11 protein-coding genes are annotated in these 12,669 nt (G+C 42.3%); 8 read left to right on the forward strand and 3 right to left on the reverse strand.

Going from position 1 to position 12,669, the window contains the following annotated elements; all coding sequences use genetic code 11:
• Positions 1–38: 38 nt before the first annotated feature.
• From G475_RS24125 to G475_RS0102560, 3 genes are all read right to left on the reverse strand, one after another.
• Positions 39–1,127 carry a TAXI family TRAP transporter solute-binding subunit gene (locus G475_RS24125; protein WP_051302104.1) on the reverse strand — a complete coding sequence of 363 codons (1,089 nt, stop codon included), beginning with the start codon at positions 1,125–1,127 and terminating at the stop codon, positions 39–41.
• A gap of 203 nt (positions 1,128–1,330) precedes the next feature.
• Positions 1,331–2,428 (reverse strand): ABC transporter ATP-binding protein, encoded by a 1,098-nt coding sequence (locus G475_RS0102555; protein WP_026699914.1) that lies wholly within the window; start codon positions 2,426–2,428, stop codon positions 1,331–1,333.
• 137 nt (positions 2,429–2,565) lie between these two features.
• Entirely contained in the window at positions 2,566–3,462 is an 897-nt protein-coding gene (locus G475_RS0102560; RefSeq protein ID WP_026699915.1) for a PucR family transcriptional regulator, read from the reverse strand.
• Between the two features lie 150 nt (positions 3,463–3,612).
• Here G475_RS0102560 and G475_RS0102565 point away from each other — a divergent pair, with 150 nt between their 5' ends.
• The 8 genes from G475_RS0102565 (at position 3,613) to G475_RS0102605 (ending at position 12,665) form a co-directional block, all read left to right on the forward strand.
• A complete protein-coding gene (locus tag G475_RS0102565; RefSeq protein ID WP_026699916.1) occupies positions 3,613–4,704 on the forward strand; it encodes an AI-2E family transporter in 1,092 nt (363 codons plus the stop codon).
• A gap of 33 nt (positions 4,705–4,737) precedes the next feature.
• Positions 4,738–5,112, forward strand: a complete 375-nt coding sequence (locus tag G475_RS0102570; RefSeq protein ID WP_026699917.1) for a rhodanese-like domain-containing protein — start codon at positions 4,738–4,740, stop codon at positions 5,110–5,112.
• A gap of 565 nt (positions 5,113–5,677) precedes the next feature.
• On the forward strand, positions 5,678–7,765 hold the full coding sequence (locus G475_RS0102580) for a glycoside hydrolase family 3 protein (protein WP_026699918.1): 2,088 nt from the start codon (positions 5,678–5,680) through the stop codon (positions 7,763–7,765).
• Positions 7,766–7,792: 27 nt separating this feature from the next.
• Positions 7,793–9,061: an exo-beta-N-acetylmuramidase NamZ family protein gene (locus G475_RS0102585; RefSeq protein ID WP_026699919.1), complete on the forward strand. Its 1,269-nt coding sequence runs from the start codon at positions 7,793–7,795 to the stop codon at positions 9,059–9,061.
• 558 nt (positions 9,062–9,619) lie between these two features.
• A complete protein-coding gene (locus G475_RS0102590) occupies positions 9,620–10,492 on the forward strand; it encodes a hypothetical protein (RefSeq protein WP_026699920.1) in 873 nt (290 codons plus the stop codon).
• Between the two features lie 82 nt (positions 10,493–10,574).
• Complete coding sequence (locus G475_RS0102595) at positions 10,575–10,886, forward strand: hypothetical protein (RefSeq protein ID WP_026699921.1); 312 nt, start codon at positions 10,575–10,577, stop codon at positions 10,884–10,886.
• Positions 10,887–11,035: 149 nt separating this feature from the next.
• Complete coding sequence (locus G475_RS0102600; protein WP_026699922.1) at positions 11,036–11,794, forward strand: prolyl oligopeptidase family serine peptidase; 759 nt, start codon at positions 11,036–11,038, stop codon at positions 11,792–11,794.
• 25 nt (positions 11,795–11,819) lie between these two features.
• Positions 11,820–12,665, forward strand: coding sequence for a YitT family protein (locus G475_RS0102605; RefSeq protein ID WP_026699923.1), 846 nt, complete (start codon positions 11,820–11,822; stop codon positions 12,663–12,665).
• Positions 12,666–12,669: the final 4 nt, after the last annotated feature.

Genomic DNA, 12,669 nt, shown 5'->3' on the forward strand with positions numbered 1-12,669 from the left:
AATAAAAACGGCCGGATCCATTTATCCGGCCGCAAGAGTTATTCCTCGTCATTGGCTTCTTCTTCATTGTTTCCTCCATCCAGAAGCCCTTCTTCTTCAAAATATCTTTCCGACCCAGGATGGAGCGGCAGTCCTTCAGAGCCGTGCATAATATTTTCCATCGTCATGTGTTGTCCTTGCTGATGTTCAATGCTGTCTGTATTTTCATACAGCTGCTTCGTGATTTCATATCCGGTTTCTTCATCAACGAGATCAGTGGAGCCAACGAGAATAGCATAAGCTGTCACCGTACTTACCGGTTCATCAAGAAAGTCATACATTTCCGGCTCGATGTCGAGCTGACTGTAATCACTGTCTGCCTCAATGTTTTCGAGTCCCTCCCCTTCAATAGGAAGGAAGACAACTTCACGCTGTGTAGCAAGTTCATTTATGTTCCCAGCCGGCAGTCCAAGAAAACCGAAGTTTGCATCAATATTCCCATTTTGAAGCTGAGAGGCAGCGTCCCCGAAACCTTCTTCCCGGGCGTCATAGTCTCCTTCTTCCAGACCGTGGGCTTCCAGGATCAATTTAGATGCCGCATTTGATGCGCTTCCGGGTGGTCCCAGATTTACCGTGCCTCCTTCCAATTCTTCAATGGAAGTGATGCCGGTTTGTTCTGTCGTGACCACCTGCATGACCTCTGGATAAATGTGACCCATAAATCCGAAGTTTTCGACTGCGTTTCCTTCGAAATCAGCTTCCCCATTTACTGCCTGAAGAGCAGTAGTGTGGACAGTCATTCCAAGTTCCATTTCCCCGCGTCCAATCCGGGCCAGGTTATCCACGGAAGCGTCTGTAGAAACGGAACTTACATCGAAGCCATCCAGCTCCACATTATCATTTAAAACATTTGCCATCTGCTGGCCGAGAGGATAATATGTTCCGCCGGTAGAACCGCTTCCAAGCTGTATTTCATCCCCGGAGCCGCCGGTGCCTTCTTCTTCCACCTCAACTTCCGGTTCCCCTCCAGAATCTTCTCCGCTGCCGGTGTCTTCATTGTCGCCGTCCTCTGTACCGCCGCCGCAGGCAGCAAGCAATACACCAAATGTAAACAGCAGAATCATTAGTAAAAATCCCTTTTTGTTCATTGATTGATTTTCCCCCTTTGTAAAATATATGAAACGACTACGCAGATTATATTTAATCAAATAACGAACCTATTGTCAAAATTTTATTAAAAAGGAAAACGAATACACAGGAAAGAGGACCAAAAGACATGCAAAAGCCTTCCGAGTTTTTCGGAAGGCCCTGCTGTATATTAATATAAGGGGGAGCTGAATAAAGAAAAACGTTAGCGGATCCGCAGTTCCGTATCAGGGTCAAAGAAATGAACCTTATTCATGTCAAAAGCCATGTCCACGGTGGTATCTGCTTCAATTTCAGAACGGGAATCAACCCTGGCGATAAGCTGCTGCTCCCCGACAGTGCTGTAAAGAATAATCTCCGCCCCGTTCATTTCTGCCACCTCAATCGGCAGGGTGACCTTTGATTCCGGGGAAGATTCCAAAAACAGCGGCTCGTCGTGAATATCTTCCGGACGGACCCCCATAAGAAGCGGCTTATTTTCAAATCCCAGATCACGTAGTATTTTCATTTTTCCTTCCGGGACACCGATGGATACATTACCGATGTTAAAATAATTTCCTTCCAGCGTCCCTTCCAGAAAGTTCATGGCAGGAGAACCAATGAATCCGCCGACAAACAGATTTTCCGGACTTTCATACACTTCCTTAGGGCTTCCTACCTGCTGAATGATCCCATCTTTTAAAATAACAATGCGTGTCGCCATGGTCATAGCCTCGGTTTGATCGTGGGTAACATAAATCGTAGTGGAATTCAGCCTTTTGTGAAGTTTAATGATCTCGGCACGCATCTGTACACGCAGTTTTGCGTCCAGGTTGGACAACGGTTCATCCATCAGAAACACTTTAGGATCCCGGACAATTGCCCGCCCGAGAGCAACACGCTGCCGCTGCCCGCCTGACAGAGCTTTTGGTTTACGATCCAGGTATTCTTCCAGCCCGAGGATGGCTGCTGCATTGTCTACCCGTTCCTTAATATCTTCCTTTTTGAACTTACGGAGCTTCAGCCCGAATGCCATGTTATCATATACATTCATATGAGGATAAAGCGCATAGTTCTGAAACACCATGGCGATGTCACGATCTTTGGGGGGAACCTCATTCATTCTTTTATCATCAATTAACAGGTCGCCTTCGGTGATGTCTTCCAGTCCCGCGATCATCCGTAATGTTGTGGATTTTCCACAGCCGGAAGGACCGACAAAAACGATAAATTCTTTGTCTTCCACCTGCAGGTTAAAATCATCAACGGCTGCTTCTCCGCCGTCATATACTTTTTTGATTTGATTCATTTTAATTTCAGCCATGCTATTTCCGCTCCTTTATGAAGACGTTGTTATTTGATTTATAGTATATCGATATAGACAGCGCTTTCATATAGAAAAAGTGACCAAAAAGAAAGCGCTGTCTTTTGTGCAGGTTGCTGTATAGAAAGAAAACCGGTCTAGTCCCCTATTTTTTTAATAAGAATATAAAGAGCGGCAGCGTTTGGGAAGTGCTTCACATCTATTCCAATGCGGTCCGATACTTTTTCTAAACGGTATTGAAGGGTATTCCGGTGCATATGTAATTCTTTTGCGGTGAGGCTGCTGTTCAAATTACATAAAAAGAAATAATATAGGGTATCTACGAGTTCTGTTTCTTTTTCCAGTCCGGCCAGAGCATAATGATACAGGTGCTGCTGCTCCGGTTTTTCTAACAGCGGAAGAATAAAGGGCAGTATTTCATAGTCCCGAAATGTCCGCTCTTTTGGAAACATGTTTCTTGCCATCTGAAAAAGCTGCTTTTCCTCCAGGTATATATATTTAATGTTTTCCTCCTGATGTATTCGTCTTCCAGAATAGATGAACACATCAAGCAGCAAATCGGCGGCAAGAATTCCGGCAAGTTCTCCGGCTTCAAACATTTCCGGATCTACATGTTTTTGATCAGGAAGAAGAACGATTAAAAAATTTTGCTCTAGAAATACAGTTTTTACCTGTTCGTCAAAATAATAACGGAGGGTCTCATGAAGATCTGTTTGATTTTCATACAGCTTCCTGCCCTGCAAATAAAATAAACGAAACGAGTTATACTGTTTTAGAGAAGCCGGGCGGGGACCATCTTCATTGAAGTAGGAATACCATTCAGGGTTTCCGCTGTGGAAAGGGAGGGAATGGGATTTCTGGTGAAAGGAAAGTTCAAGAAGCTGTTCCTCTCTTTCGTTTAATTCCCCGGTTTTAATAGCGAAGGATTCGGAAGTATGAGATGATACATACACGGTATAAAGGTGCTTTTCGGACGGCAGGAGATTTTCTTCATAAACGGCGGATGGGAATAGTTGTCTCAGCTTATTAATCATGTCTGTAACGATCCTTTCTCAAAAGGGGGATTCTACCTATATCCTACTAAGGATAAAAAAAATTATCTACATGGAAGAATGAAGGACCGTGTATGGAAGTAAATATATGGTACAATAAATACGAAAAAATGAATTGGTTGTGGTGATGAAATGCCGGACGGTAAGTACTTTCGCATAGGATACGGGATCATAATAATACTGGTGATTATTTACTTGGGGACATTGGTAGATTTTATTTTCCGGCCGATAGTGGTTCTTTTTTCCACTCTTTTTGCCCCGATCGTTATTGCAGGGGTATTGTTTTATTTATTCCGCCCTATTGTCCACCTATTATCAAAAAAAATACCAAAAGGGCTATCTATTCTCCTGTTGTATTTGATGGTCGCAGGCCTGCTTGTTCTGCTTGTGTTTCTTGTTGGTCCTTCGTTACAGAATCAATTTAATAATTTAGTGAAAAATGCGCCGGCTCTTGTAAATGAAGCCCAGCGGATGATCGTAAACCTGCAGAATCAGGAATGGTTTAACAATTTTATCGCGGAAATGGATTTTTCCTGGAAGGAGTTGACCTCCCGGGCAGCCGAATATGCAAATGATGTATTGGCCGATCTAGGGAGCAATATCGCAAATGTAGTCGGTATGATTACGAGTGTCGTTATTGTTATACTAATTCTTCCTTTCATTTTATATTACATGCTGAAAGAAGGGAAAAAGGCACCAAATTTTATCCTCCGTCTTCTCCCTGCCAAACAGGAAAAAGAAGGCCGCCGGATTTTAAGCGATATGGATGACGCACTCAGCTCCTATATTCAGGGACAGATTATTGTCAGCTTCTTTGTTGGGATATGCGTGTTTATCGGTTATGTTATTATTGGCCTGGATTATCCACTGGTGTTGGCGGTCGTGGCGATGTTCACCAATATCATTCCATTTATCGGCCCGTGGATTGGAACCTTTCCGGGCGTGATTGTCGGGCTGCTGGATTCGCCGTTTATGGCACTGCTCGTTGTGTTTGTCGTTGTCATCGTTCAGCAGATTGAAAGCAACCTCATTTCTCCTCAGGTAATGGGCAGGAAGCTTCATATTCATCCTTTAACGATTATTTTACTGCTGCTTGTTGCTTCCCGGTTTGCAGGCATAGTGGGACTTTTACTCGCCGTCCCCACATATGCCGTTGCTAAAGTAGTTGTCAGCCATACGTATAGATTGTTAAAGTTAAGAAACAGACCACCGGAAGATACGTGATAATACTAATAATAAGAGTGAGGGATCAAGCAAATGGGATATGACTTGGAGGGCATTGAGCAACTGGAAAAGAGTGAAATTAAAAATATTTATGACGAAAACACATCCACCCCTGTCTTTATTGATGTCAGGGAACCTTCAGAATACGTGGAAGGGCATATTCCAGGAGTGCCGCTGCTGCCGATGAATCAAGTTCCGGAAGTGATCGACGAGCTCAAAAAAGATAAGGAATATGTTCTCATCTGCCGCAGCGGAAACCGCAGCCAGCATACAGCTCTTTACTTTAAAGATAATGGGATTGAGAACGTTAAGAATTTCGCAGGCGGCATGCTGGCGTGGGACGAAGAAGTGACAACGGGGATGGAAAACCCGGTGGAAGATGATATTTCAAAATTATATAATGAATAACAGTTTGGGACAAAAGAAAAAAGTATAAATAAAAAGCCGAACCTTCCGTAGTATGTGTAAAATAAGCAACGAACAAGCGAAGTATTTTGACGTAGCGTAGGATGAGTGCACAAAAAATTCCGAACGATTTATGGAATAATCGTTCGGAATTTTTTATTTCTTCATAGTTTTGTCCCAGACCCTTAACGTAAAATACCATGGAGGCCATTTGAGATGGTGACCATGGTATTTTTAGTATTTTTAAAGTACTTTGCGCTCGTTTGGACACCAATACAGATCGTCTTGCTCCTCGCCGGCTTTGAGCTTTCCATTCACACTATTTAGATATTTCCTAAAATTTTGTTACTTATGATTCATTTACTAAACTACCTAATATAAACTATGTTACTAGTATAAGTGCTTTATTTCATTTATTAATGAAGGACGTTCCACTACGAAACAGATACCTACACAAATGCTCGTGGATGGTATGTGACAAATGTTGAACTTGAACAGCAACAACTGGATTTTTACAGGGATGAAGGGGTCAAGCGTCATTATTAAATAAAATAGAAGGAGGAAAAACATGAATGCTATTCGCAAAACAAAAACACCATTTATTCTAGCAGCCATTTTTAGCTTAATCGTCAGTCCATTTAACTTCTCTGGTAATGCAGCAGAAGCAGCGGAGGATGAAAATGTGGATGACCTTATCCTGTTTGATAATATTCCAGAAGCTAGTACTGAGGTAGAGGATAACCAATTAAACTTGAATGCACTACACGTGTATGACGACGGGCACTTTAAAACCGCTTCTGAAAACCTTACTTGGGAATCAAACAACAAAAATGTAGCTACTGTTAATGAAAATGGAGTGGTTACCTTTACAGGTCAAAATGGTCGTTCGTTTATCAGTGTTACAAACGGAGATTTTACAGACCGTATCGCCGTACACAACAAGCCTCATAAGGACCCGGTCATTATAAAAGAAGATGATGAGCGCTATAACGTTATTGAAAGTGCCATAGATGGTATGACGTTAAATGAAAAAATTGGTCAAATGCTTATGCCAGACTTCAGAAACTGGGATGGTGAGAATGTCACAGAAATGCTGCCTGAGATTGAAAAGGTAATCGATGACTATCATCTTGGTGGTGTTATATTATTCCGTGAAAATGTGGTCACAACCGAGCAAACTGCTAGATTAGTAGCAGCATATCAAGAAGCAGCTGAAAAATACGGACTGCTGATGACGATTGACCAAGAAGGTGGTATTGTTACACGTCTTCAATCAGGAACAGACATGCCGGGAAACATGGCACTTGGGGCTGCCCGCTCTACTGACCTTACCCATAATGTCGGTGAGACAATTGGCCGGGAGCTAAATTCACTTGGCATCAATATGAATCTGGCACCTGTTATGGATGTCAATAACAATCCGGATAACCCGGTAATCGGTGTTCGCTCATTTGGAGAATCACCTGATTTAGTAGCAGACTTAGGTATTGCTTATACACAAGGCCTGCAAAGTACTGGAGTTGCAGCAACTGCAAAACATTTCCCTGGTCACGGGGACACAGCAGTTGACTCCCATCTTGGATTACCGGAAGTGCCACATGATAAGGAGCGCTTAATGGATGTTGAGCTTTATCCGTTCCAGCAAGCAATGAATGCTGGCATTGATGCGATCATGACAGCACATGTTACGTTTCCAAAGATAGATGATACAAAAGTGATTTCTAAAAAAGATGGCACAGAAATTTCTTTACCAGCAACACTATCCCATAAAGTACTTACTGGGTTAATGCGTGAAGAAATGGGCTATGATGGCGTCATTATCACCGATGCGTTAAACATGAACGCTATTACCGATCATTTCGGATCGGTAGATGCCGTTATCCGTTCTGTTAAAGCAGGTACAGACATCATTTTAATGCCTGTAGGGTTAGAAAAAGTGGCTGATGGCTTACGTGATGCAGTAGAAACTGGAGAAATAAGGGAAGAGCGCATTGAAGAATCAGTGGAACGAATTTTAACATTAAAAATTAATCGCGGTGTAATTAAATCTGAGAATTCACCTTCCGTAGATGAAATCGTAGCCAATGCCGAGGAAGTAGTTGGAGCAGAAGAACATAAAAAAGTCGAACAAGAAGCCGCCAATCAATCGGTTACACTCGTACAAAATAAAGATGCACTGCCTTTCGAGTTCACTAATGAAGATAAACTTGCTGTTGTTGGTAACACCTATATCAGCAGTTTGTACGAATCTGTAAGAGCTTACCACGAAAATACAGACCTCGTCACTGCATCGGGTCCATTAAATGATGATCAGCTGGCAGAACTAGAGAAGGCAAGTGCAGTTGTTGTTGGAACGTACACGTACAACGTCAATGGACGATCAGAAAGTAGTCCGCAAATGCAGATGATTCATCAACTGATTGAAGAATTGGATGTGCCTGTCGTTGGTAGTGGGATCCGTAACCCATACGACATTATGGCATTCCCGGAAATCGATGGATATTTAGCGCAATACGGTTTTAGAGAAGCAAGCTTTGACGCTGCAGCAGCAACACTATTTGGTGAAAATAATCCATCAGGACTTTTACCAGTAACCATTCCAGGTGCGGATGGGGAAAGTGTATTATTTAACTATGATCATGGTCTCTCCTACTAACAAATACTTTAAAGGAGTGTATGTATCATGAAAAAATTAATTTTAGCATGTTTAGCAATCGTCTTTGCGGCTGGTTCGCTAACTGTAGCCGCATTCGCAGATAATAGCAGTAATAATGGAAAAGCTAAGGGGAAGGATAAACCATTCCAGTTAGGGGTAGAAGTTTTACTGGATGAACAAAAAGATTTAATTGAAGAAAAGCGCGTCGGTCTTATCACAAACCCTACTGGTGTGGATAAGGAACTAAACAGTATCGTTGACCGCCTGCACAATGATCCAGATGTAAATTTAACTTCATTATATGGACCAGAACACGGAGTCCGTGGTAATGCACAGGCTGGTGATTATGTTGAATATTATATTGATGAAACAACAGGGCTGCCTGTCTACAGCTTATATGGACAAACCAGAAAGCCAACACCTGAAATGCTTGAGGATGTAGATGTACTTTTATTTGATATCCAAGACGTGGGAACACGGTTTTACACGTATATTTACACTATGGCTTATGCAATGGAAGCAGCACAGGAAAACGATATTGAATTCATGGTACTTGATCGTCCAAATCCGTTAAGTGGTACTAAGGTGGAAGGACCTGTACTAGATCCTGACTATGCATCCTTTGTAGGTAACTATCCGATTCCTCTTCGCCACGGTATGACTGTTGGTGAATTGGCTGAGTTATTTAATAAAGAATTTGATATCGGAGCAGATTTAACAGTGGTTGAAATGGACGGCTGGAAACGAAACATGTACTATGATGACACACCATTAGAGTTTGTATTACCATCACCTAACATGCCAACATTTGATACAGCAATGGTTTATCCAGGCGCAGCATTAATAGAAGGGACTAACCTTTCAGAAGGGCGCGGTACAACTAAGCCATTTGAATTAATTGGAGCACCTTATGTAAATAGTACGGAATTTGCAGCAGAATTAAACGATCTAAATTTACCAGGAGTATCATTTAGAGCTGCTTCTTTTACACCGTCCTTTTCAAAACATAGTGGTACATTGAGTAACGGTGTACAAATTCATATTGATCATAAACAGTCCTTCCACCCTGTGGAAACGGGACTGCACATCGTGAAGACACTACATGATATGTACCCAGAAGATTTCGCATTCCGTGCTGAAAACAGCGAAGGCGTATCCTTTTTTGATAACCTAATTGGTAACGGCTGGATCCGTGAGGCTATTGAGAATGGCGAATCAGTAGAAAGCATAAAGACGAAATGGGAAAGCGAATTGGAAGAGTTTAAAGATGTTCGTGAAAACTATTTAGTATATTAAAAGCAAAAGCGGCAGCCTTTAGGAATAGTGGCTGTCGCTTGTTGACTATTGATTGACAATTACTTGATTAAATAATCATAACTGCAATATACTATTAATAGAAAAATACCCCCAAGTGGCAGCTACTAATTGGAAAAAACAACGATAAACCGCACAAAGAGCGGTTGACCTAATGAAATAGGTGTTCGAAGAAGAGTAACCGAAGTCATGGGGGGGTACTTTTTTCTATATAGAAAGACGATAAAAATCACAATTAATGTCGTTATTAATGACTAGCTAAATTAAAATATCAAACTTTAAGTCGTCACACTACCCCTCCTTTCTATAGAAGATGGTCAACCGCCCACCATGTTTAGTAGTTTATATTATCCTATAAACCAATCATGGGTTCTGAACTTGAGTATATATGTACCACTTTTTGCAGTTATCTTTCAAAGAGCCCGCTTCTCCATTAATTAACAAACGCTTTCGTTTTTGGGAAAAATATAATGTTTTATTTTCATAACAAAGGGGAATAACCAAAAAATTAGGGATTAAAAAACAGGGAGAGAAGTCACAGTGAAAAAAATAGCGGGTATTTGTTTTGTCCTTTTTATGGCATGCAGCTGGCACATCGAGCAGGCACAGGCCAATGTGCCATTTCAATCAGAAGTTCAGGAGACAGACCGGGAAGCTGAATCAAATGATAACGAACATGATTTATACATAGACGGCCAGCTTCAGACCTATGCCGGCAGTCCTGTTTTTGAAAATGGAATATTATACGTCTCCATCCAGGCTGCGGTGCAGGTGATGAATGAAAAAGCAGAAATTGACCGGGATGTTCCTTATGCGGAGGAATCCGCTTTTGAATTTCTTGAAGAAAATGATTATATCGAAGAAATAGAGGAGCAGGAAGTAGTTCGTGTGAGCAGCCTGCAGGAACTCGGCATACAAGCGGAATGGGAGGATAACCCGGGCCGGCTTCATTTGGAGACGGCGGATTTACTAACAGTGGATAATCTGCGGATCGGGGATACTCTAAACGAAGTTGATGAAAAACTGGATGTCCACTGGAATACGGGGTACGGCCAACCGGCGGATTATATCGGATTTCACGGGGATATGCATGAATTTACGTATCAAGACCGCTATGGAGAAGAAAGAACAGGGGATGTGCCGGATATGCAGCTTGAAATAACGGATAATGAGCTGACGTATATGATTTTTTCTTCTTCCGATTTTGAAACAGCCCGGGGGGTTACGGTCGGTGACTCTTTATTTGATGTAAGGCGCGCCCATGGATCGGAATATATAGAAGAAACCATAGATGGGAAAACGGTGCATATTTATCATGTGAATGGCGGGAGTCTTTGGTTTATCGCGGATGACAATAATGACGTAGAACGGATTGGGATTTGGGCTTTTCAAATAGAAGGATATGAAAGATAAGAAGTAGTTTATTCTTTGTGAGAGCGGGAAAACAAAAAACAACTCTGATAAAGAAATGTACAGGAAACGGGAGGTATGAAAAATGAGAAAAAGAAATGTTCTGGTTCCTTCAGTCGTAGCTGGAGTAGTGGGGACCGCCACCTATTTTTTAAGAGACGAGGATAAGCGGGAGCGTGTAAAAGACGTATCGAAACGAACCGTGGCAAAATGGACAGGAAACACAAAAGAGGCGGAAGATAAAGAATTAAATGAAAAAGTAGGGCACTCTGAACCATATGATTTTGAAGACAATAAAATGGTTTCTGAAGGAGCGATGCATTCGGTGCAGCACTTTAATAAGGCGGAAGAAAAGGGAGAAGAACCGGTTCACACCAGCATTAGAGAGGATAAATAGGAAACATGAACTGCTGTGCCAAGAGTGGATCTTACGGCGCAGCAGTTTTTTTATTGGCATGCATGCATCCCGATTTTCCCTTTTAACGCGGCAAGGTTTGCAGTACAATGAAACAGGGTTTATTAATTCGAGTGTAAAGGAAGATGAACATGCTTGCGATAGCTGAGGAATCGTTTGGCGGCGTCCCGGCATTACATATTTATGATATGAATGATGGAAAAAAGCCGCTGCCGGCAGTATTATACTGGCATGGTTTTTCCAGTGCCAAAGAACACAATCTTCACATTGCGTATCAACTGGCTAAACAGGGAGTACGTGTGATTATGCCGGAAGCAAAACATCATGGAGAACGCCATGAAGGATTAACAGAAAAACAGAGATTCTTTCAGTTCTGGTCCATTGTTTTACAAAGTTTACATGAAATACAATATATTTATGATTCTTTGGAAGAAAAGAGGTTAATAAAAGAAGGACGAATTTTTGCCGCCGGGACTTCGATGGGCGGTATACTGGCCTGCGGAGCCCTTGCCGCTTTTCCGTGGATAAAAGGGGGGGCTGTTATGATGGGGACCCCCGCATGGGAAGCCTATGCCCGCCGTCAGGTAGAGGCTTTGAAACAGCAGGGAGATCTTCCCTTTTCAGGGGAAGAAATTGAACAGGAAGTCCAGCAGCTCTTGTCTTACGATTTGTCCCGGCAGCCTGAACTGCTGGCGGGACGTCCGCTGTTTTTCTGGCACGGACGGGAGGATCAGGTCATCGATTATCGTGATTCTTTTTCCTTTTATGAAGGTATAAAAAAAGAACGGGAGGAGGACGTTTATGTCTTTCACCTGGAGCAAAGGGCGGGACATAAAGTAACAAGAGAGGGAATGCTTGCCATGACGAAATGGACGGCGGCGCATATTTAGCAGCTGGAAAGGTGGTGTTTCACCTATGATTACCAGAAATTCAACCTTGTTTAAGGAAATACAAAAGGTGCTTATTATTGTACTATCCACCTTCATTATGGCCATTGGATTAAATATGTTTTTAATTCCGGCTAATGTGTTTGCTAACGGAGCAACTGGTATTGCCCAGATTTTGGCTGCGCTTTTTCCTTTTTCCACAGGTATCTTTCTATTTCTTATTAATATCCCCATAGCCGTGCTGGGCTGGTATAAGGTAGGAAAACTATTTACGTTTTACAGTTTTCTTCACGTGGCTCTTACTACATTTTTTCTGGAAATTGTACCGGTGGAAGCTCTTTCTGAAGATATATTATTAAACGGTGTGTTCGGTGGGGTGATTACAGCAGTTGGGGCGGCGGTTCCATTGAAATGGGGGGCCTCTGCCGGAGGACTGGATATAGTCGCGCTGGTGCTGGCAAGAGTCAGTGACCGCCCTGTCGGCACTTATTTTTTTATACTAAACGGGATTATAGTTATGACCGCGGGACTGCTGTTTGACTGGGAAAGTGCGTTGTATACCCTGCTGGCTTTATATGTGAGCTCCCGGGTTATTGATACTATTCACACCCGCCACGTGAAAGTGACGGCGATGATTGTAACAAAGCAGCCTGATATATTAAGGGAAGCCATTCATAAACACATCACGAGGGGCATTACAAGAATCCCCGCAAAGGGCGGCTATGATTACAGTGAAAAAGAAGTTTTAATGATTGTTATTACACGCTATGAGTTATTTGCGTTAAAAGAAGTGATTGAAGAAGTGGATCCCGAAGCCTTCACAAATATTGTAAATACGGCCGGCATCTTTGGATTGTTCCGTAAAGATGATTAATACA

Origin of the sequence: Salibacterium aidingense DSM 18341, assembly GCF_000429685.1 — a bacterium.
GTDB lineage: Bacteria > Bacillota > Bacilli > Bacillales > Marinococcaceae > Salibacterium > Salibacterium aidingense.